21 protein-coding genes are annotated in these 19,483 nt (G+C 70.0%); 14 read left to right on the top strand and 7 right to left on the bottom strand.

Going from position 1 to position 19,483, the window contains the following annotated elements; genetic code table 11:
* Positions 1–3: 3 nt before the first annotated feature.
* Positions 4–1,434, bottom strand: a complete 1,431-nt coding sequence (locus B0I29_RS23400; protein ID WP_111651191.1) for an MFS transporter — start codon at positions 1,432–1,434, stop codon at positions 4–6.
* 74 nt (positions 1,435–1,508) lie between these two features.
* Between B0I29_RS23400 and B0I29_RS23395 the strand changes: the two genes are divergently transcribed.
* The 5 genes from B0I29_RS23395 to B0I29_RS23375 all read left to right on the top strand — a co-directional run bounded on the left by B0I29_RS23395 (position 1,509) and on the right by B0I29_RS23375 (position 6,843).
* Positions 1,509–2,066 carry a TetR/AcrR family transcriptional regulator gene (locus B0I29_RS23395; protein WP_111651190.1) on the top strand — a complete coding sequence of 186 codons (558 nt, stop codon included), beginning with the start codon at positions 1,509–1,511 and terminating at the stop codon, positions 2,064–2,066.
* Between the two features lie 92 nt (positions 2,067–2,158).
* Entirely contained in the window at positions 2,159–2,614 is a 456-nt protein-coding gene (locus B0I29_RS23390) for a lamin tail domain-containing protein (protein ID WP_111651189.1), read from the top strand.
* A 66-nt stretch (positions 2,615–2,680) separates the two neighbouring features.
* Positions 2,681–2,965, top strand: a complete 285-nt coding sequence (locus B0I29_RS23385; RefSeq protein WP_111651188.1) for a hypothetical protein — start codon at positions 2,681–2,683, stop codon at positions 2,963–2,965.
* Positions 2,966–3,078: 113 nt separating this feature from the next.
* On the top strand, positions 3,079–5,151 hold the full coding sequence (locus B0I29_RS23380) for a hypothetical protein (RefSeq protein WP_146616870.1): 2,073 nt from the start codon (positions 3,079–3,081) through the stop codon (positions 5,149–5,151).
* 642 nt (positions 5,152–5,793) lie between these two features.
* Positions 5,794–6,843 carry a LacI family DNA-binding transcriptional regulator gene (locus B0I29_RS23375; RefSeq protein ID WP_111651186.1) on the top strand — a complete coding sequence of 350 codons (1,050 nt, stop codon included), beginning with the start codon at positions 5,794–5,796 and terminating at the stop codon, positions 6,841–6,843.
* Positions 6,844–6,908: 65 nt separating this feature from the next.
* Here B0I29_RS23375 and B0I29_RS23370 read toward each other — a convergent pair whose 3' ends face one another.
* Together B0I29_RS23370 and B0I29_RS23365 are read right to left on the bottom strand one after the other, a co-directional pair.
* Positions 6,909–7,571: a DNA alkylation repair protein gene (locus B0I29_RS23370; RefSeq protein ID WP_245972695.1), complete on the bottom strand. Its 663-nt coding sequence runs from the start codon at positions 7,569–7,571 to the stop codon at positions 6,909–6,911.
* Between the two features lie 29 nt (positions 7,572–7,600).
* Positions 7,601–9,142, bottom strand: coding sequence for a UxaA family hydrolase (locus B0I29_RS23365; RefSeq protein WP_245972694.1), 1,542 nt, complete (start codon positions 9,140–9,142; stop codon positions 7,601–7,603).
* A gap of 93 nt (positions 9,143–9,235) precedes the next feature.
* Between B0I29_RS23365 and B0I29_RS23360 the strand changes: the two genes are divergently transcribed.
* Both B0I29_RS23360 and B0I29_RS23355 read left to right on the top strand, forming a co-directional pair.
* A complete protein-coding gene (locus B0I29_RS23360) occupies positions 9,236–10,483 on the top strand; it encodes a mannitol dehydrogenase family protein (RefSeq protein ID WP_181557945.1) in 1,248 nt (415 codons plus the stop codon).
* Between the two features lie 28 nt (positions 10,484–10,511).
* Positions 10,512–11,156 (top strand): dihydrofolate reductase family protein, encoded by a 645-nt coding sequence (locus B0I29_RS23355; RefSeq protein WP_245972693.1) that lies wholly within the window; start codon positions 10,512–10,514, stop codon positions 11,154–11,156.
* On the opposite strand, the gene B0I29_RS23350 is transcribed toward B0I29_RS23355, so the two are convergent.
* Together B0I29_RS23350 and B0I29_RS23345 are read right to left on the bottom strand one after the other, a co-directional pair.
* Positions 11,102–11,779 (bottom strand): lysoplasmalogenase, encoded by a 678-nt coding sequence (locus tag B0I29_RS23350; protein WP_111651184.1) that lies wholly within the window; start codon positions 11,777–11,779, stop codon positions 11,102–11,104. The two genes, B0I29_RS23355 and B0I29_RS23350, sit on opposite strands and share 55 nt — an antisense overlap.
* 64 nt (positions 11,780–11,843) lie before the next feature.
* Complete coding sequence (locus tag B0I29_RS23345; protein WP_111651183.1) at positions 11,844–12,554, bottom strand: FadR/GntR family transcriptional regulator; 711 nt, start codon at positions 12,552–12,554, stop codon at positions 11,844–11,846.
* 84 nt (positions 12,555–12,638) lie between these two features.
* On the opposite strand from B0I29_RS23345, the gene B0I29_RS23340 reads away from it, so the two are divergent.
* Positions 12,639–13,538 (top strand): aminotransferase class IV, encoded by a 900-nt coding sequence (locus B0I29_RS23340; RefSeq protein ID WP_111651182.1) that lies wholly within the window; start codon positions 12,639–12,641, stop codon positions 13,536–13,538.
* Between the two features lie 4 nt (positions 13,539–13,542).
* Here B0I29_RS23340 and B0I29_RS23335 read toward each other — a convergent pair whose 3' ends face one another.
* Entirely contained in the window at positions 13,543–14,247 is a 705-nt protein-coding gene (locus tag B0I29_RS23335) for a sulfotransferase-like domain-containing protein (RefSeq protein ID WP_111651181.1), read from the bottom strand.
* A gap of 122 nt (positions 14,248–14,369) precedes the next feature.
* Between B0I29_RS23335 and B0I29_RS23330 the strand changes: the two genes are divergently transcribed.
* From B0I29_RS23330 to B0I29_RS23315, 4 genes are read left to right on the top strand one after another with little or no spacing between them, the layout of a single operon-like run.
* Positions 14,370–15,296, top strand: coding sequence for an ABC transporter ATP-binding protein (locus tag B0I29_RS23330; RefSeq protein ID WP_111651180.1), 927 nt, complete (start codon positions 14,370–14,372; stop codon positions 15,294–15,296).
* Positions 15,293–16,108 carry an ABC transporter permease gene (locus B0I29_RS23325; RefSeq protein WP_245972692.1) on the top strand — a complete coding sequence of 272 codons (816 nt, stop codon included), beginning with the start codon at positions 15,293–15,295 and terminating at the stop codon, positions 16,106–16,108. Before B0I29_RS23330 ends, B0I29_RS23325 begins: the two co-directional genes overlap by 4 nt.
* A gap of 10 nt (positions 16,109–16,118) precedes the next feature.
* Positions 16,119–17,276 carry a sensor histidine kinase gene (locus B0I29_RS23320; RefSeq protein WP_181557944.1) on the top strand — a complete coding sequence of 386 codons (1,158 nt, stop codon included), beginning with the start codon at positions 16,119–16,121 and terminating at the stop codon, positions 17,274–17,276.
* Positions 17,273–17,878: a response regulator transcription factor gene (locus tag B0I29_RS23315; protein WP_220091395.1), complete on the top strand. Its 606-nt coding sequence runs from the start codon at positions 17,273–17,275 to the stop codon at positions 17,876–17,878. Before B0I29_RS23320 ends, B0I29_RS23315 begins: the two co-directional genes overlap by 4 nt.
* Positions 17,879–17,888: 10 nt before the next feature.
* Here the strand turns inward: B0I29_RS23315 and B0I29_RS23310 are convergent, their stop codons facing one another.
* Positions 17,889–18,380: a hypothetical protein gene (locus B0I29_RS23310; RefSeq protein ID WP_111651178.1), complete on the bottom strand. Its 492-nt coding sequence runs from the start codon at positions 18,378–18,380 to the stop codon at positions 17,889–17,891.
* A gap of 211 nt (positions 18,381–18,591) precedes the next feature.
* Here B0I29_RS23310 and B0I29_RS23305 point away from each other — a divergent pair, with 211 nt between their 5' ends.
* Both B0I29_RS23305 and B0I29_RS23300 read left to right on the top strand, forming a co-directional pair.
* Positions 18,592–19,020 (top strand): hypothetical protein, encoded by a 429-nt coding sequence (locus B0I29_RS23305; protein WP_111651177.1) that lies wholly within the window; start codon positions 18,592–18,594, stop codon positions 19,018–19,020.
* A gap of 60 nt (positions 19,021–19,080) precedes the next feature.
* Positions 19,081–19,305 (top strand): hypothetical protein, encoded by a 225-nt coding sequence (locus B0I29_RS23300; protein ID WP_111651176.1) that lies wholly within the window; start codon positions 19,081–19,083, stop codon positions 19,303–19,305.
* Positions 19,306–19,483 lie beyond the last annotated feature (178 nt).

The raw sequence follows: 19,483 nt of genomic DNA, 5'->3' as shown, positions 1-19,483 counted from the left end.
CGATCACACCTCGACCGGACTCAACTCCGGCAGCACCTCAGGCACCGGCGACACCCGCCGCCGAGCCGCCGGCACCAGCAACGCCACCCCGAACGCCGCCGCACTGGCCCCCGCCAGCAGCAGGAACGCCGTCGTATACCCCGCCTCCGCCGGCAACCCACTCGGCTGCAGGTGACCGGTCACCACAGAGCTGACCACTGCCGTACCCAGCGAAGCCCCGATCGTACGAATGTTGGTGTTCATCCCACTGGCAGCGCCGGTCTGGCTGGCCGGAACGCTCGACACGATCAGGTTGATCATCGACGAATAGATCAGCCCGAGTCCGATGCCGAACACCCCGGCCGCCACCGCCACCGTCCACTTCTCACTGTGTGCCAGCGCCAGCGACAGACACGCCGCCGTCCCCATCGCCGAACCCCACAACAGCTGCGCCTTGTTGCTCACCCACCGAGCCAGGGGCCCACTGAGTGACCCGAACACCGCCATCGAGACCAGCATCGGCAGCATCAGAAGGCCGGCGCCGGTCACCGACGCGCCGAACCCGTACCCACTGGAAGCAGGCACCTGCAGCAACTGCGGCAGAAAGGCGAAGACCCCGAACATCGCGGCCCCGAAAAGCAGCGCGACCAGGTTGGTGGTCCAGACCGCCGGCAGCCGCATCATCCGCATGTCGATCAGCGGCTCCGCGGAGCGGAGCTCAGCCACCAGCCAGGCAGAGACAAGAACAACTGCCAGGACCAAGAGCCCGAGGGTACGCCCGGACGACCATCCCCAGGTCCGTCCCATGCTCAGGGGCAGGAGCAGGGCGACGAGCCAGCCGGCCAGCAGGGTGGCGGAGAGCCAGTTGATCCGGCCCTGGCCGTGCCGTGGCGAGACCGGGATGACCCGCCACGCGACCACGGCGACGACCGTGACGACGGCCATCGGGATCCAGAACAGCCAGCGCCAGTCGAGGACGCCGACGATCGGGCCGGCGAGAACGATGCCGAGGCCGCTGCCGGTGGCGATGACCGCGGCGAGTACGCCGATCATCGAGCCGACCCGGGCCGGTGGGAACTCGTCGCGGACGATGCCGAACGAGATCGGGAAGACGGCGCCGCCGAGGCCCTGCAGCACCCGGGCGGCGATCAGCACGCCGATGTTCGGGGCGAGCGCGGCGGCCAGGCAGCCCAGCGCGATGGCGGCGAGCGCGACGAGCAGGGTGCGGTCCTTGCCGATGGTGTCGGCGATGCGGCCCATCAGCGGGGTGGCGACGGACGCGGCGAGCAGCCACGCGGTGAGCACCCAGGTGACCGATCCGGTACTGGTGTGCAGATCCTGCTGGATGGTCGGCAGCACCGGGGTCACCAGCGACTGCATGAGAGAGAACGCGGCAGCCGCCGCGGCCAGCACCGCGAAGGTCACCCTCGGGGATGGCTGGTAAAGTCGAGGCATGCCTCCAGATTAGCGGAGGTATGCCTCCGGTTAGCAACCGGTTTTGCATCTTGAGGGATGTGAGGAGCCTCTCCATGGACGGTCCGGTCACCCTGCGCCGGCCGCAGCGGGCCGACGCCCGGCGCAACTACGACGCGCTGCTCGCCGCCGCCCGCGACGCGTTCGCCGAAAAAGGCGCCGACGCCTCCCTCGAGGACATCGCGAAACGCGCCGGAGTCGGCATCGGCACGCTGTACCGCAACTTCCCGGCCCGCCAGGACCTCTTCGAAGCGGTCTACGTCGAGGAGATCAACCAGCTCGCCGCGGCGGCCGAGGCCGCCGCGTCTCTCCCGCCGTGGGAGGCCTTGCGGGTCTGGCTCCAGCGCTTTGTGGCGTACGCGGTGACGAAGCGCGCCATCATCGACCTGCTCAACCGCGACTCGGAGATGTTCCGGTCGTGCCGCGTCGTGATGTACGCGGCCGGCGAGCCCCTGTTCGCCCGCGCCCAGCAGGCCGGCGAGGTCCGTGCCGACGCCAGCTTCGACGACGTGCTGCGCCTGGTGTCCGGCCTCACCTCAGCGGCCTTCGTCGACGACGCCCAGCGCGACCGCGTCCTGGAATTCGCGCTGGACGGCATCCGCGCCACCGGCTGAGTTTTCCAGACGAAGGGGCTACTCGCGGTGCGTGAACTGTCGCCCGCTGTTCGGCAGGATCCCGGGGTCTCCACCGAAAGGACCCCGTTTTCATGCGTAAATTGCTCGGCACCATGGCCGCTGTCGCCGTTGCCCTCGGCGGCACCCTCGCCGCGGCGAGCCCGGCCCAGGCGGCGCCGACGCTCCGTTTCCACACCGCCTTCTACGACTCGCCCGGCAAGGACACCCGCAGCAACAAGTCCCGCAACGCCGAGTGGATCTCCCTGGTCAACACCGGCAAGAAGGCCGTGAACCTCAAGGGCTGGTCGATCAAGGAGAAGGGCGGCCGGGTCTACACGTTCGGCGCCGTCAGCATCCCGGCCAAGGGCGGCAAGATCACCCTGCACACCGGCAACGGCACCGACACGAAGAAGCACGTCTACTGGAACAGCGGCAACTACATCTGGAACAACACCGGCGACAAGGCGACCCTGCGCAAGCCCAGCAAGAAGGCGTACGACACCTGCTCGTGGACCAACAAGAAGGGCCGCAGCAAGATCGCTTGCTGATTATCTGAACCTTTCTCCCACCGTGCGGTGTACACCCGAGCATCCGCACGGTGGGGAGGAAGAATCATGGCTGATCGTCTGACTGTCGACCTGGTACTGCTCGAATCGATTTCCGACCGGCTCCGTCGCTCCGGCGAGGCGCTGCGTGCCGCCGGCGCGGGCAGGCTGCGCGCCGCCCCGGATGCCGGCGAGGCAACCCCGATCTTCGCCGAGCTGCTGGCGCAGCTCTCCGAGAGTTCCACCGGCCTCGCGGCCGGGCTGCACGACGCCGGCATGCGTGTCTCCGAGGCCGGCCAGACGTACGCGTACGAGGACACCGCCGCCGGGCAGAGGATCATCGAGGTGTTGTGATGCCCATCGACACCCGCCTCGACGGCGACCCAGGCCAGATCTTCGAGTCCGCCGGATGGCTCCGCGACCAGCTGGCGTTCGACGTCCGCGCGAGCGCCGAAACCCTGCGTACCGTGGGCGCCGACGCGACCGCGAGCTGGCGGGGCTCCGGCGGAACGGCCTTCAGTACCCGCATGTCCCGAGCCGGCACCCTGGCCTCAGCCCTGCACGGCGAGATCGAGTCGACAGCCGGCGCGTTCACCACGTTCGGCCAGCACCTGTCGGTCGCCCAGAGCCGGATGGCATCCGCGCGCGAGACAGCGGCAGCGGGTGGCTTACCGGTCTTCGGCACAATGATCAGCGAACCGCCGAACCCGTCGTCGCCGGACTACCCGCGCCAGGTGGCGGCCTACCAGTCGGCGGCGGCCCAGGCGACAGGCGCCCGAGCCGAGATGGCCGCCGCGATCCAGGCCGTCCGAGCCCGCCAGGCAGCGGCGGCGGGCGTGCCACCAATCCGCCCCTCCGACGTAGCCAACCCAGGCGGCGCGGCCGGCGCTGCAGCCGGCGGCGCTGCCGCAGGCGTGGCAGGTGCGGCCGGCGCTGGCGCGGGTGCCGGGGGAGTGCTCGGCGGTGCTGCAGGCGGTCTGGCCGCAGGCTTGGCTGGTGCTGGTGGAGCGGTTGGTTCTGCCGCCGGCGGTCTCGCCGAGGGCCTGGCCGGTACCGCGGGTGGGACAGGTGCCGGCCTCGGCGCTGCGGCCGGCGGTCTGGCCGCAGGTCTGGGCGGTGCTGCTGGCGCTGGAGGCGCAGTCGGAGCCGCAGGCGGTGAACTAGCCGGCGGCGTCAGCGGTGCGACCGGCGGCACAGGCGCTGGCCTCGGCGCTGCGGCAGGCGGACTTGCGGCCGGTCTTGGCGCTGCAGCAGGTGGAGGTGCGGCCGGTCTTGGCGGTTCGGCTGATGGCGCGGGCGCTGGCTTAGGTGCTGCTGCGGGTGGCCTTGCCGCGGGCATAAGCGGTTCTGCGGGTGCGGGTGCGGGCGCCGGCGTTGGCGCCGCGGCCGGTGGTCTCGCAGCGGGGCTTGGCGGCGCTGCGGAGGTTCCCGGCGCCGGTGTCGGCGGTGCGGCCGGTGACGTAGCAGGCGGAGTAAGCGGTGCCGCCACGGGTGGTGCCGGAGCAACCGGTGCAGGAGGCGCCGTCGGCACGGCCGCCGGTGGAATCGCCGGTGGCGTCAGCGAAGCGGCCGAACCCGGTGCCGGTTTCGAAGCCGACGCGACGATCAAACCGAACGGCGAAGCCTCCGACACACTCAGACCGAACGGCGAAGCCTCCGACACACTCAGACCGAACGGCGAAGCCTCCGACACGCTAAAGCCAAACGGCGAAGCCTCCGACACGCTAAAGCCAAACGGCGAAGCCTCCGACACGCTAAAGCCAAACGATGAGGCCCAGGCCGAAGCACGCGAGTCCAACCACGACAGTCAATCCACCCCGGCGGCACCGAACAAGCCGGCCGAGGGCGACGCTGGACAGCTCACGCCGAACAAGCCCACGGAGAGCGAGTCGACTCCGGCCTCACCGAACAAACCGGCGGAGAGCGAGTCGGCTCCCGTAACACCGAACAAGCCGGCCGAGGGCGAGTCCACTCCGGCCCCGCCGAACAAACCGGCGGAGGGTGGGCCGAACCAGTCGTCCAACGGGACGATCAGTGAGAACCCGGCTCAGCCTTCGAATGGCGGCGCTCAGGACAGTGGTGACCGCTCCTCAAACGATGCCACCAGCCATTCCCCGGCTCCGGCACCGAGCAACGACTCAGCGCAGGGCGGGCCGGGTGAAGACGCGAACGGCAGCGTGAAGGACAACTCCGGCACGCCCGCGAACTCCACCAAGCCTACCGAGGACGCCAACGCCGGAAGCTCGGAGGAAGCGCGCGGTTCCGTCAGTGACAACTCGGACGCTCCGACAGGCGCGAACAAGCCGTCCGACGACAACAGCACCAGCCCTCACGGCGAGGCCAGCGGCGCAGCCAAGGACAACAGTGCCGACACCCGTGGCGAGGCCAACGGTACAGCTAGTGACAACAGTGCTGACGCCCGCGATGAGGCCAACGGCGCCGCGAAGGATAACGCGGACAACTCGCCCAGTTCGAACAAGCCGGCAGCCGAGGCCCCGAGCGACTCCCAGGAGGACGCCCGCACTTCGCTCAACAACTGACCGCCACTCCGCCGATCTTGGGCCTTTGTCCACCCCAGGGTGTAGTCAAAGGCACAAGATCGGCGACACCCACTCCACACGCCCTGGATCTTGAGCGATCTTCCACCCCAGAGGGGCCAGAATCGCTCAAGATCCAGGGCGCGACCCACCTGCGGAGGCAGCGCGATCTCGGCGCCGCCGCTCCACACGAGATCTTGAGCGACTTTCACCCCTCCGCGGTGGAAGATCGCTCAAGATCCAGCAACGTGCGGCAGCAACGAGCGGCGGCAACGAGCGGCGGCAACGAGCGGCGGCAACGAGCGGCGGCAACGAGCGGCAGGCTTCTTCCTAGAGTCCTAGGATGCCGAAACGGGGTGTGAGCTGCGGGGCCAGCCACACGCGGCAGCTGCAGCCGCACAGCAACCACGCGCTGATGGCCCCAGCTGAGTCAGCTGACGAGCCGAGTGATGACATGCGCTGAGCGGAGCCGCTGGCTCCTTGTAACGAGCGGTACCAGCCGAACCGGCGGGGCGGACCGGCGGGCGGATCAACCTCGGACACCGCTCGACTCCCTTGCAAACGTATGCAGGGAATTTCCACACTGTGTCACCGGTGCCCTCGGCCGCTATGCTGGCGGCCAGCCTGACGAGGGAGTAGAGCTCGGTGCGCACGACCGTGCACGACGTCGCGGATGCCGCCGGTGTGTCGGTGTCCACCGTCTCGCGGGCTCTTACCGGCGGCAGTGTCAGCCCGGCTACCCGGGCCACCGTCATGGCCGCTGCGGAACGGCTCGGTTATCGGCCCAACCGCACTGCCCGCGGGCTCATCACCGGCCGGACCGGGAACTATGGGCTGATAGTTCCGGATCTGCAGAACCCGTTCTTCGCTGACATCGCCAAAGGGGTCAGCGCCCGGGCGCGGGCTGTCGACGGTGGTGTCTTCATCACCGACACCGACGAGGATGTGTCGGCTGAGCTGGAAGCTCTTGCCACGCTGGGCCGGAACACGGACGGGGTGCTGCTCTGCTCGCCGCGCGCGACCGACGCCGAGCTGAAAGAGGCCGCCGATCCGGAAACGACGGTTCTGGTGCACCGGCAGGTTCCCGGGATGTTGTCGATCTCGGCGGACATCGCGGCCGGCACCCGGCAGGCGATCGACCATCTGAGGGCGCTGGGCCACCGGCGGATCGCGTTCCTGGCCGGCCCGGACGAATCCTGGGCGGGCGCTCAACGCCTGGCCACCCTGGCGGAATACGATAAAAAACCGGAATACGACGAAAAACCCGAATCCAACGATAAAACCGATAAAACCGGTGTCGAGATTCTGCGGTTCGGGTCGGTGGCGCCGACCTTCGAGGGCGGCGTTCTCGCCGGTGATCTCGTGCTGGCCAGCACGGCCACCGCGGTGCTCGCCTACAACGACCTGGTGGCGATGGGTCTGCTGCACCGGCTGGCGGCGCGGGGTGTGCCGGTGCCGGAGCGGATGAGCGTGGTCGGATATGACGACATCAGCCTTGCCGCGATGAGCCACCCGCCGCTGACCACGGTCGCGGTGCCGAAAGGCCGGGCGGGTGCGGCCGCGCTCGAGCTGCTTCTGCGCCGGGTGGGTGGTGCCGGCAAGCCGGCCACGACGGTACGCGAACGCGAGGTCACCCTCCCGACAGGACTGGTCGTCCGTGCGTCATCGGGCCTGGCCCCGACAACGAGCGGCTGAAGCTCAGGACACCGAGCAGCTGAAGAGCAGAACACCGAGCAGCTGAAGGGCAGGACACCGAGCGGCTAAAGAGCCGACTGCCGGCGGACCATCTCGGTGATCCAGATCGGGGCGAACGGTGACGTGCACCCCGGCGCGGTCGGATAGTCCACCAGCACCTGCAGACGCTCGCCGATCTCCAGTGCGCGTGCCCGACGCCCGGCATCGGAGATCCCGATCTGGGCGAGGCAGTGGTTCATCGCCCATTGCAGCCGGTCCGGCGCGTCCTTCATCGAGGCTTCGATGATGTCGAGCAGCCCGTCCAGATCCAAGTCCCCAGGAACCCGTGCCGTGGTCAAAGCCCAGCCCGCGCTGGCCACGACCGGATCCGGGTCGGCGAACCAGGCCACCCGCAGTTCTTCACAGTGCGGGCTCTTCTTGACGATGTAGTTGACCAGCCAGTCGTGCACCTTCGGGGCCCGCGCCGACCGCAGCATCGCGTCGAGTGAAGAGCGCGAATACGCCTTGGGCCGGCTGATCAGGATCGCCAGCAGCCGGGCCGCGGTGTCGCCGGTAACCCAGAGCTCGACCGCCAGGTCCTGCTGTGTCTTGAGCTGCTTGGCGAGGGCGCGCAGCTTGCCGAGGTTCACCCCGTGGTCGTCGCCGTGCCGCTCGTTCACGGCACGCATCTTCGGGTCGTCGAGCGCCGCGAGCTGGGTCATCACGCCGGCCACCGCTGTCGAAGTCACCCGAGCATCGTAGAGAGCCACAGAGGAAATCAGGTCACGGCACCCAGCTGCCAGGGGATGAACTCGTCGCGGCCCAGGTCCAGGTCCTCGCTCACGGTCATCCGGCCGGACGCCACAGCGAGCACCTCCTCGAAGATCCGGTCGCCGATCTCCGCGACGGTGGCGTCCCCGGTGGCGATCGGCCCGGCGTCGAGGTCCATGTCGTCGCGCATCCGCTCGTACATCGTGGTGTTTGTTGCGACCTTGAGCGTCGGGACGGGCTTGCTGCCGAGGACGGAGCCGCGGCCGGTGGTGAAGCAGACGACGGTGGCACCGCCGGCGACCAGGCCGGTCACCGAGACCGGGTCGTACCCGGGGGTGTCCATGAAGGTGAAGCCGGCGTCGGTGATGCGTTCGGCGTATTCGTAGACGGCGGTGAGCTCGGCGGTTCCGCCCTTGGCGACGGCGCCGAGGGATTTCTCCAGGATGGTGGTGAGGCCGCCGGCCTTGTTGCCGGGTGACGGGTTGTTGTCGAGGGTGCCGCCGCCGGCCGCGACGTATTTCTGCCACCACTCGATGCGTTCCAGCAGCTTGTGGCCCACAGCGGAGCTGACCGCGCGCCGGGTGAGCAGGTGTTCGGCGCCGAAGACCTCGGGGGTCTCGGCGAGGACGGTGGTGGCGCCCTGGGCGACGAGCAGGTCGGAGGCGTGGCCGAGGGCCGGGTTCGCGGTGATGCCGGAGTATCCGTCGGAGCCGCCGCAGTTCAGCCCGAGGATCAGGCGGGAGGCGGGGACGGTGGTGCGGCGGCGCTGGTCGAGCTGCTCGATCAGTTCGCGGACGGCGGTGACTCCGGCGCGGACGGTGGCGCGTACCCCGCCCTGATCTTGGATTGTCAGCTGCGAAAGCAGCGTATCGGCCGGCGCGGGCAGGTCGTGTAACAACGCGTCGACGGCGAGCATCTCGCAGCCGAGGCCGATGGCGAGAACGGCGCCGACGTTGGGGTGGGCGGCGTATCCGCGCAGCGTGCGCCGCAGGATCTGACCGCCCTCGCTGGCCGGGACCATGCCGCAGCCGGAGTCGTGGGTGAGCGCGACGACGCCGTCGACGTGCGGCCAGGCGTCCATGATCGGGCCGCGGAACTGGTCGGCGATCATGCGGGCGGTCGACGCGGAGCAGTTCACGGAGGTGACGATGCCGACGTAGTTGCGCGTGCCGACGGCGCCTCCGGCGCGTTCAAACCCTTCAAACGTACGCGTGACCGAAGCCTTCGGCACCACGATGCGACCCGTGCCGAACTCGTAGGCCGGGCGCTCCGTGTCCATCGCGAGGTTGTGGCTGTGCACGTGCTCACCGGCCCGTACCGCGGTGGTGGTCCGTCCGATCGTCTGGCCGTACTTGTGGACGGGAGTGTCGGCGGGCATTGCGCGTACACACAGCTTGTGGCCTTGGGGGATCGCGGCGGTGACCTCGACGGTGAGGGTGCCGTGCGTCAGTTTCAGGCCCGGCGGCAGGTCGCGCAGGGCGACCGCGACGTGGTCCTCGGGGTGCAGAAGCAGCGCGTGGTCGGCGAGCAGGGCGCCTGTTCCGGGCACGATCTACCACCCTTCCGCGATGGTGGAATTTGTGGGAACGTTTGCACCGCGCATCATCACACGGCTCCGATGGTGGCGTCCATCGTGAGGGGAGTGAGCGTGCGGCAGCGGCCGGTGCGGGTTCTTCAGATCGGCGGCGGTAACTTTCTGCGCGGCTTCGCCGACTGGATGATCCAGAAGGGGAACGACGCCGGGGTTCTCGATCACGGCGTGGTGGTGCTGAAGGTGACGGCGAGCGCGTCGGCGCCGGTGGCCGGACCGTTCCGGGTGGTGCTGGACGGCGCGGGGTTCACCGAGGTCACCGACGTGGACGTGATCCAGGAGGTGGCCGGCGCCTACACGGATTGGGATCGCTGTCTCGCGGTGGCCCGGGGTGCGGATCTGCGGCTGGTCGTCTCGAACACGACGGATGCCGGGATCGTGTCCGTCGACGAGGATCTCGGTGCGCGGCCGCCGGCGACGTTCCCGGGCAAGATGGCGGTGCTGCTGCACGAACGGTGGCGGCACTTCGGCGGTGACCCGGATCGGGGGCTGTCGTTCCTGCCATGCGAGTTGATCGAGGAGAACGGTCAGGCGTTGCGCGCGGCCGTGCTGCGGCACGCGGCGGTGCTCGATCCGGGATTCGCCGGGTGGGTGGGTGCGCACTGCCGTTTCCACGACACCATCGTGGACCGGATCGTGCCGTCCGGCGACGCGGGCGAGGTGCGGGGTGAGTTCTACGCGCGCTGGGCGATCGCCGGGGATCCGCGGATCCGGGACGAGTTCCCGCTGGACAGGGCGGGTCTGCCGGTGGAGTTCCTGGCGGACATCCGGCCGTTCCGGGAGAAGAAGGTGCGCATCCTGAACGGTTCGCACACCGCCCTTGCCGCGGTGGCGCCGTTGCTGGGGTGTGTGACGGTCGACGCGGCGGTGGAGCATCCCCTGGCCGGCGAGTTCCTGCGGCGCTTGTTGCGCGACGAGGTGCTGCCGACGCTGCCTGCTGATGCCGGCGCGTTCGTGGAGGCGACGCTGGAGAGGTTCCGCAATCCGGCGCTGGAGCACCGGTTGTCGGACATCGCCCTGAACGCGCTGTCCAAGTGGGATGCCCGCAACCGGCCGGTGGTGACCGATCGCTGGGCGGTGGGTGAGCAGGCGCCGCTGAGCGTGTTCGCGCTGGCGTGCCTGCTGCTGGGTTATGCCGGTGAGCTGGGTGACTATCCGGTGCGGGACTCCGCCGAGGTGATCACGCAGGTCCGCGCCGGCTCGTGGGTGCGGGGACGCCTCGCCGAGGAGACCGCCGAACACATGCGGGTGATCCGCGAAGCCGGCCCGGCAGCAGCGCTGGAGAAGGCCTTGCGATGAGTTTTGATGGTGACGACGGTCTGAGCTGGTGACGGTTCGGTTCCCGAAGGAGGACATCATCATGGGCACGATTCACATCGACCTGTTCACGACGCTTGACCTGGTCGCTCAGGCGCCCGGCGGCCCCGCTGAGGACCCGGAAAGCTTCGCGTTCGGTGGGTGGCAGGCGCCGCTGTCGGATCAGCAGGTCGGCGAGCAGGTCTGGGCCGGGATGGCCGGCATGGACGCGCTGCTGCTGGGCCGCCGCACCTACGACATCTTCGCCGGGTACTGGCCGGAGCAGTCCGGTGAGATCGCCACCCTGTTCAACGACATTCCGAAATACGTCGCCTCGCGCGCCAACCCCGATCTCACGTGGACCGGTTCGGCGCAGCTGGGCCCGGATCTGGCCGCTGACGTGCGGGCTCTGCGGGACAAGCACGAGAAGATCCACGTGATCGGCAGCCTGAACCTGGTGCAGACCCTGCTGCGGGAGCGCCTCTTCGACCGGCTGAACCTGTGGGTCTATCCGATCCTGCTCGGCGCCGGCAAGAAGGTGTTCCAGGAGGGGACCCTGCCGGCCAACCTGACGCTCACCGAACCCGCGGTGACCACGCCGAACGGTGTGGTCCGGCTGCGTTATGCCGCCGCCGGCGGGACTCCCGCCACCGGCGACATGACGCCCGGCATCTGATCCTGTCGCTGCCATCCCACGGTGATCAAGGCGAGCGCGGCGATGTAGGTCGCCATCACCAGGACGTCGCGGGCCGGGAATTCCGCGCCCGCGGCGCCGACACCGATCAACAGGTCGGAGATCACGAACAGCGCGCCACCTGCCGCGACGACGCGGCCAACCCCTGCCGCTGCCGCGGCCATGGCGGTCAGCGCCAGGCTATAAAACAGCACGGGTACGCGCAGAGCACCCAACTGGTTCCACAACAGCGCGTTGGCCGTGACCCAGAGCAGGGCCCAGAACACCACCGCAACAGCCCGGGGTTTCGTCCGGCGCAGGAACGCGCTGATCAGGCAGATCTGGGTGCCGAGGAAGAACAGCATTCCGGTCAGGAACGCCACCTGTCCCGGCACGAGCAGCGCGATGTCCCCGGCGGTGGCGAAGGCCAGCGCCGCCACCACGAGATCCGGTTTGCGGCCCTGCACGAGTGACCAGATCAGCAGCGGCGCGAGCAGCGGCTTGGCGATCCACTGCAGCACGGTCAGGTCGGCGGCCACCGCGACGATCTCCACGGTCGCGGCCATCACGAACAGCACGAGGGGCAGGCCGCGGGTGGCGGCCGGCCGGACGGTCACGTCGTTCATGCGGCCGGCGTCCAGCCGGGCCGGCCGAACAGGTATCCGGCGCGCTCGCGCCAGCAGGTAGGAATCATCGGATCTCTTTTTCCCGGGCGGAGGAGGGAACCGCGAGGAGGGCTCGCGCGGCGCGTTCCGCGCCGGCGGCATCGCCTGCGGCGATGAGATCGGACAGGTCGCGGTGGGCGGCCACGTCCAGCAGTTCTTCGGTACGCCGTTGCGCCGGCATGTGGCCGACAGCAAGCGCCCCGGCGGTCAGGCTGTTGAAGGCGAGCAGGTACGCGACGTTGCCGGACGCCTCGACGATCCGGCGCCAGAACGCCAGGTCGGCCTGAGCCATCGCTACCAGATCGGGCACCGCCGCCGCGTAGTCGTCGACGGCCGCCGCGACCGCGTCGCGTCCCGCCTGGGAAGCGCGGGCCGCCGCCAGCCGGGACGCGTCCGCGCCGACGCAGGCCCGCATCTCCATGACGTCGCGTTCGATGGTGGGCACCGGCAGCACGTCGTCGCCGGTGGTGAGCGCCAGGGCCAGGTCGAGGCCGGCGCTGCTGCGCCAGTCCAGGACGCGGGTGGCGCCGCCCTGGCTGACCTTGACGAGGCCGAGCTGTTGCAGCCGGCGCAGCGCCTCGCGGATCGCGTGCCGGTTGACCTCGAAGGTGGCGGCCAGGTCGCGTTCGCTCGGCAGCGCGTCGCCGGCGGCGTACCGGCCGCGGACCACGGCGTCGCGCAGGCGGCCGAAGACGTGGTCGGAGACCGATGACCGGGGTGCCGGATCGAAAGTCATGAGCGGCAGTGTGCCGCGTCACACTTTAACCCGTCAACTGGTTGGACCAGTTATCGCGAAATCTCCGGGGAATATGATCTGGCGATGCTGCAGCGCTACGACGAGCGGAACGCCGACATCCGGTACTGGGTCAACGGGGAGCTGCTGCATCGCAGCCAGCCCGGGCTGTCACCGTTCGACTCGGTGGTGCAGGGCGGCGACGCGGTCTGGGAGGGCCTGCGGCTGTACCGCGGCGCGGTCTACGGACTGACCGAGCACCTGGCCCGGCTGCGGCGCTCGGCGACGGCGCTGGGCTTCGCCGACATCCCGGACGACGCGGCGATCATCGACGCGCTGGTCACGACGCTGCGTGCGAACGAGATGGTCGACGGGGTGCACGTGCGGCTCACCCTGACCCGCGGTGTGAAGGTCACCAGCGGCATGGACCCCCGCCTCAACCAGGCCGGATCCACGCTCATCGTGCTCGCCGAGTTCAAGGCCCCGGTGTACGACACCGGTGGTCTGCGGCTGGCGACCTCCAGCGTGCGCCGGCCCGGCCCGGACGTCCTGGACCCGAAGATCCACCACGCGAACCTGCTGAACTCGATCCTCGCGAAGATCGAGGCGACCGCGGCCGGCGCCGACGACGCGCTGATGCTCGACCAGCGGGGCTTCGTCGCGGAGACCAACGCGACCCACCTGTTCGCGGTCACCGGCGGTGCCCTGGCGACCCCGTCGACGGCGGCATGCCCGGAAGGGATCACCCGGCAGACGGTCCTCGACTTGGCGTCGGTGCACGGCATCCCGGCGGTGGTGCGCGACATCTCGCTGACCGAGATGTACACCGCCGACGAGGTGTTCTGCACCGGCACGATGGGCGAGATCGCCGCGGTCACGGTGATCGACGGCCGCACCATCGGCACCGGCGAGGTCGGCCCGCTGACCTCCCGGGTGGCCCAGATCTATCAGAAACACGCCGCCGCGAACGGCGTCCGCCTCCTGTGACAGCTCAGAGGCGGTGGGCGGCCATCTCGTCGTAGTAGGGCTGGGCCGCCTCGACCAGCGGCCGCAGCCGGTCCGGGACCTGGACCGGCGCCGGGTCGTGCGCTCCGAAACCGGTGGAGCGCTCGACCGCCGCGTACCAGTGCGGCGCCCACACGCCGTCCTCCTCGCGCGGGCCCGGCGCCCAGGCGAGCATCGCCTCGTCGAACCCGATGCCGAGGGCCTCGCAGAGCCGCCCCAGCGTTTTCGCCGGGTCCCGCAGCACGTCGGCCGCGTCGACGACCGGCCCGCCGAACGAGCGGAAGATCTCCCGCTGCTGCGGATAACCGAGGTCGTCGAGGGTGGGCTCGCCGCGGACCTTCGCATAGGAGGCGACCACGTGCGCCGGGTCGCGGATCAGGAACGCGTGGGTGAGCGCGCCGAGCCACTCCCGGCCCACCTCCGGAAGCAGGTGGTGGGTCATGTGCTTCTGGTAGAAGACCGCCGGCCCGCCGGGAACCGGCCCGGTCAGCCGCGCGGCCACGTCCTGCCACCGCTGCGGCTGCGCGGCCAGGATCTCCTCCCGGCCAGGGTGATCGATCCCGGTCGCGGCCAGATAGTACGCATACAGCGGTTCATCAACGGCAACGGTGTCCGCCCGCGAACCGAAGCTGCGCATCATGGCAGTCGAGATGTTCCGAGGCCCGGACCACATGGCAACCCGCGTCGTCATCACAAAATTGTTGCACCACGCCGTTACATTTCGATGATCAGCAAGCCGTCATGACATCTGTCATCTGAAGTGGTGAACGGGCGCACTGCCGCCGGCCCGGAACCGGACACAGACTTCACTGCATGACGACAACGACATCGGCCGCCGTCGAGGTTCGTTCACTGCGGCGGCGTTATGGGAGTTTCGAAGCGGTCCGGGGTGTCAGCTTCGACGTGCGGCGCGGGGAGCTGTTCGCGCTGCTCGGCACGAACGGCGCCGGCAAGACCACGACCATGGATATGGTCGCCGGATTCGGGCGGCCGGATGCCGGGAACGTCCGGGTGCTCGGCCGGGACCCGTACTCCGAGCGCCGCGTCCTGCGCCCCCGCCTCGGGATCATGCTGCAGGAGGGCGGCCTGCCGCCCGATCTGACGGTGAGCGAGTCGGCCGCGATGTGGGCCGGCACGCTGACCGATCCGCGTCCGGTCGTCGAAGCCCTCGACCTGGTTGATCTCCGGCACCGCGAGCACGTCCGGGTCCGGCAGCTCTCCGGCGGCGAACGGCGCCGCCTCGATCTGGCACTCGCCGTGATGGGCCGGCCGGCGGTGCTGCTGCTCGACGAGCCGACGACCGGCCTGGACCCGGAGAACCGGCGTAACGCCTGGCAGATGGTGCGCGCCCTGCTCGCCGACGGCGTGACGGTGCTGATGACCACGCATTATCTGAACGAGGCGCAGGAGCTCGCCGACCGCCTGGCGATCATGCATCGCGGCGAGGTGGTCACCGCCGGCTCCACCGCCGAGGTCGTCGCCCAGCACCCGGCCCGGATCATTTTCGGACTCCCGCACGGCGTGGACCTGCCGGCCCTGCCTGGTCTGCGTGACCCCTACGACGGCGAGCACGGCCCCGGTCGGGTCACGCTGCGCACCGACGACCTGCAGGACACGCTGACCGAGCTTCTCGGCTGGGCGCGCCGGCACGACATCGAGCTGGCCGGCCTTGAGGCCCGCCCGGCATCCCTGGAAGAGGCCTTCCTCGCGGTGGCCGAGAGCGAAGAGGTACCGGCATGACCACGATGACCACCACCACGACCGTGACCCGCGGGAACACCGCGAGGATCCGCGCCGTCGGCCTCGCCGAGCTGAAGCTGTTCGCCCGCAACCGCACCGCCATGTTCAGCGCCTTCGCGATCCCGCTCATCCTGGCCGGCGCGATCTCCACCTCCGGCATGGCCGACTCCGACGACCTTGCCACCTCGGTCGCCGTGGTGACCTCGCTGCTCGGATACGTGCTGCTGGCGGCGGTCTACTACAACCTGGTCACCACGTACGTCGCCCGGCGTGAGGAACTGGTGCTCAAACGGCTGCGGGCCGGCGAGCTCAGCGACGCCACGATCATCACCGGGATCGCCGCGCCGATGGTGGCCGTCGCCGTCGCGCAGATGATCGTGTTCGTGGTCGCCGGCGCGATCCTGGTCGGACTGCCGGCCCCGGTCAACGTACCGTTGATGGTGTTCGGGGCTGTCGGCGGTGTGATCGTGTTCGTGCTGCTCGCGGCGGTGTCCGCGGTGTTCACCCGGACCGCGGAGTCGGCGCAGGTCACGACGCTGCCGGTGCTGCTGGCGTGCCTGATCGGCTCGATGATCTACCCGATGATGGACGACGCGCCCGGTGTGGTCGTGGCGCTGCTGCGAGCCCTGCCGCTGACCCCGGTCGTCGACCTGTTGCGGCTCGGCTGGCTCGGCACCACGGGGGAGTCCGCGCCGGTCGGGTTCGCCGGGACGTTCGCTGACGCGCTGCTACCGGCCGGGATTCTGATCGCCTGGATCGTGGCCGGGCTGTGGGCGGTCCGGCGCACGTTCCTCTGGGAACCGCGTCGATAGGTTGATGACCATGACACCGACGTCCCGTGCCGCCCGGGTCGACCTGACGATGCGTGCCTCGCTCTATGTGCTCTTCGCCGGCCTGCCGCTGGCGGTGACCGGACAGGTCGACGCCACGCAGGGCACCCTCGCCACTCTCGCGGCCGGCCTGTCGGCGCTGCAGGCCGTGGCCGCGGTCATGCTGCTGCACCAGTCGATCGACTACCGGCTGGGCCGGGGACCGAAGCCGCGGCGGCGGATCGTGATCACCGCTGTGCTGTCGCTGGCGACCGTGGCGGTGGCGATCCCGGTCACCTCGTTCACCGACGGCTCGTACGCGTTCGTCACCGTGGCGGTGCTGACCTCGTTGCTGGTCGCGCTCGACCCGATGATCTCGACGACCAGCCTGACCGTGCTCGCACTGATCGGCTGGCTGGTCGCGGCCGGGCCGGCGATCTACCAGGACGGCAGCAGGTTCGGCGCGCACCTGACGCTGCTGCTCGTGGTGGCGGCACTTCTGATCACCGAACGCTGGACGGTGTGGACGATGGGGGTGATCCGGCAACTGGAGGAGGCGCAGCAGGTCAAGGCGGAGCTGGCCGTGGCCGAGGAGCGACTGCGGTTCGCCCGCGATCTGCATGACGTCGCTGGGCGTACCCTCTCGGTTGTCGCCCTGAAGGCCGAGCTCGCCGCCCAGCTGGGCAAACGCGGGCGGCCGGAGGCCGTCGAGGAGATGTTGGAGGTCCGGCGCATCGCGCAGGACTCGCTCGCCGAGCTGCGGGCGGTGGTCAGCGGGCTGCGCACCGCGCGGTTCGACGAGGAGCTGGCCGGCGCGCGGTCGCTGCTGGACGCGGCCGGGATCAGCTGCCGGGTGATCGGCGACGGCGGCGGGCTGGCCGAGCGGACCCGGGCCACGCTGGGCTGGGCGGTCCGCGAGGCCACCACGAACGTGCTGCGGCACAGCCGCGCCACCAGCTGCACCATCGAACTGGACCGGGCCGCGGACGGGACGGTCACGCTCACCATGATCAACGACGGTGCCGACGGCGCCGGCGTGACGCACGGCAACGGACTCACCGGCCTGGCCGAGCGGGTCGCCGACGCCGGGGGTACGGTCGACGCCGGCCCCGTGCCGCCGGACCGTTTCCGCGTCGCGGTGAGCCTGCCGCAGACAAGGGAGGCCGCGTGATCCGGATCCTGCTCGCCGACGACGAGCATCTGATCCGCGGCGCCCTGGCCGCGCTGCTCGCCCTGGAGGACGACCTGATCGTGGTGGGCCAGGCGGCCACCGGCGCCGAGGCGATCGCGGCGGCCCGTGCCCTGATCCCGGACGTCGCCGTGGTCGACCTGCAGATGCCCGACCTCGACGGCGTGACCGTTGCTGATCGCCTGCGCGTCGAGGTCCCGACCTGCCGCACGATGATCGTCACCAGTCACGGGCGTCCCGGCCATCTCAAGCAGGCCCTGGCCGCCGGGGTGCGCGGCTTCCTGCCGAAAACGGTGTCGGCGGAGAACCTGGCGATGGTGGTCCGGACCGTCCACGGTGGCGGCCGGTACGTCGATCCGCAGCTGGCCGCCGAGGCGATCAGCGCCGGCGACAGCCCGCTGACCGCCCGCGAGGCCGACGTGCTGCAGCTGGCGTCCGAGGGCGCGCCGATCGAGGAGATCGCCCGGCGCGCCTCGCTGTCACCGGGAACGGTCCGCAACTACCTGTCCGCGGCGGCCGGCAAACTGGGCGCGGCGAACCGCCACGAGGCGGCCCGCATCGCCCGCAAGAGCGGCTGGATCTGAGCGCCGCCGGTCACGCGCTCCGGTTGTGCCAGCCGCTGTTCACGCAGCGCTGCCAGCCGGAGGTTGTCGAGGTGCCGTAGTAGAGGTCCATGCAGACGTACACGTTCAGGCTGGTCGCGGCCGTGCCGGTGATCGTGTGCGGGTAACTGTAGGACCAGCCCCGGTTCTCCGGCTGCAGCGCGTACGTGCAGACGTTCGTCGTCGTGGCGGTCTTCCAATCGGCGTACCCGGGCCGGCGCAGCGCGGCGTACGCAGTGATCTTGCACCGGTTGGCGCTGGTCGAGCTGACCTCGAACTTCGCCCCCGAGTACACGTGCAGCAGCACGCTGCCGTCGCTCTGCGTGACCCAGGTGTCCTCCGCACACACCCAGATCCGGAAGCCTTCGGCGTTGGTGGAGACCTGCGGGCAGACCTCCAGGTTGGCCCGGGCCGGCGAGCCGCCCAGGGTGAGACCGAGAACGACAACGGCGAGAACGGCGGCGATTCGCGACAGTATCCGCATTGACCCTCCATCATGGAATTGACTGAGGTGGATCGTAGGGTCTGCGAAACGGCATCGCGACCCGTCTCACCAGCACGAACTCCAGGAGAATGGCGGGGAAACCGCCGGTGTCGGCGTCACCAATTCGGTCAGTGAATCGCGGTTCGCACCCGGCGTCACCGGCCGGGTGGAAACACTCTGTCGACCCGTTGGCACAGCCCGAGGAACGCCCGTGAACCCGATCGAGGACGAGCCGCTGTTCGAACGGATGCGGCAGTCGGTGGCCGCGGCCGTCGCCACCCACGCGAACACCCTGCGTGAGGCTTCCGCCCCGGCCGTCGTCGGTGTGCTGTCGGTGGCGGCTCTCGCGCCGATCCTCGCGGCGGCCGGCGGCGCGGCGGGTGTCCTCGGCGCGGGTGCCGGGGTGGTCGGGTCGGTGGGCGCCAACATCCTCACCAATGTGATCGCGGACGCCGTCGAGCGGCTCAGGGATCACGGCGACGGCGGCCGCGAGCTGTTGGCGGAGCGGATCGCGGGCGCGTTCCGTACCGACGAAGACCGTGAGTTGCGCTCGGAGATCATCTCCCTCTTCTCAGGTCCGCTGACAGCCGAGGACTGGAGCACCTACGCCCCCACCGAAACCCCCCACGCCACCTGCTGACCCCACCATCCCGCCCGTCGCACCCGAATTCGACACGGATGGACGGGGCTCCCGGCGTGTGTGCGCAGTGGCGATTCGATCGCGGGCGGCTTGATCGCGGGCGGTTCGATCGCGGGCGGCTTGATCGCGGGCGGTTCGATTGCGGGCGGCTTGATTGCGGGCGGTTCGATTGCGGGCGGCTTGATCGCGGGCGGTTCGATCGCCGTCGGTTCGATCGCGGGTGGCCCCGAGCGATTGGGCCGGGCGGGCGGTGCGGAAGGGCGGGCCGGCGGGTCCGAGCCGTAGTTCAGCGAGGTTATCGGCCCCTCATAACAGGTCTGAGCTACGGCTGCGAGGCGCGAGCCGTAGCTCAGACCTGTTATGGAAGCCGGATGAGACGTCTGAGCTACGGCTCGCCCCGCGCGGTCGCGTCAGCCCGGCCCTCGCCTGCGACAGGGCCCTCACCTCCGACAGCGCCCTCGCG

This window comes from Actinoplanes lutulentus, from assembly GCF_003259845.1.
GTDB lineage: Bacteria > Actinomycetota > Actinomycetes > Mycobacteriales > Micromonosporaceae > Actinoplanes > Actinoplanes lutulentus.
This window is presented reverse-complemented; position numbering and strand designations above follow the sequence as displayed.

What these genes read in the sequence shown, in the direction of transcription:
- B0I29_RS23400 (WP_111651191.1), bottom strand. Translation starts at nt 1,434, where the DNA reads ATGCCTCGACTTTACCAGCCATCCCCGAGGGTGACCTTCGCGGTGCTG.
- B0I29_RS23395 (WP_111651190.1), top strand. Translation starts at nt 1,509, where the DNA reads ATGGACGGTCCGGTCACCCTGCGCCGGCCGCAGCGGGCCGACGCCCGG.
- B0I29_RS23390 (WP_111651189.1), top strand. Translation starts at nt 2,159, where the DNA reads ATGCGTAAATTGCTCGGCACCATGGCCGCTGTCGCCGTTGCCCTCGGC.
- B0I29_RS23385 (WP_111651188.1), top strand. Translation starts at nt 2,681, where the DNA reads ATGGCTGATCGTCTGACTGTCGACCTGGTACTGCTCGAATCGATTTCC.
- B0I29_RS23350 (WP_111651184.1), bottom strand. Translation starts at nt 11,779, where the DNA reads ATGAACGACGTGACCGTCCGGCCGGCCGCCACCCGCGGCCTGCCCCTC.
- B0I29_RS23345 (WP_111651183.1), bottom strand. Translation starts at nt 12,554, where the DNA reads ATGACTTTCGATCCGGCACCCCGGTCATCGGTCTCCGACCACGTCTTC.
- B0I29_RS23340 (WP_111651182.1), top strand. Translation starts at nt 12,639, where the DNA reads ATGCTGCAGCGCTACGACGAGCGGAACGCCGACATCCGGTACTGGGTC.
- B0I29_RS23335 (WP_111651181.1), bottom strand. Translation starts at nt 14,247, where the DNA reads ATGACGACGCGGGTTGCCATGTGGTCCGGGCCTCGGAACATCTCGACT.
- B0I29_RS23330 (WP_111651180.1), top strand. Translation starts at nt 14,370, where the DNA reads ATGACGACAACGACATCGGCCGCCGTCGAGGTTCGTTCACTGCGGCGG.
- B0I29_RS23325 (WP_245972692.1), top strand. Translation starts at nt 15,293, where the DNA reads ATGACCACGATGACCACCACCACGACCGTGACCCGCGGGAACACCGCG.
- B0I29_RS23320 (WP_181557944.1), top strand. Translation starts at nt 16,119, where the DNA reads ATGACACCGACGTCCCGTGCCGCCCGGGTCGACCTGACGATGCGTGCC.
- B0I29_RS23310 (WP_111651178.1), bottom strand. Translation starts at nt 18,380, where the DNA reads ATGCGGATACTGTCGCGAATCGCCGCCGTTCTCGCCGTTGTCGTTCTC.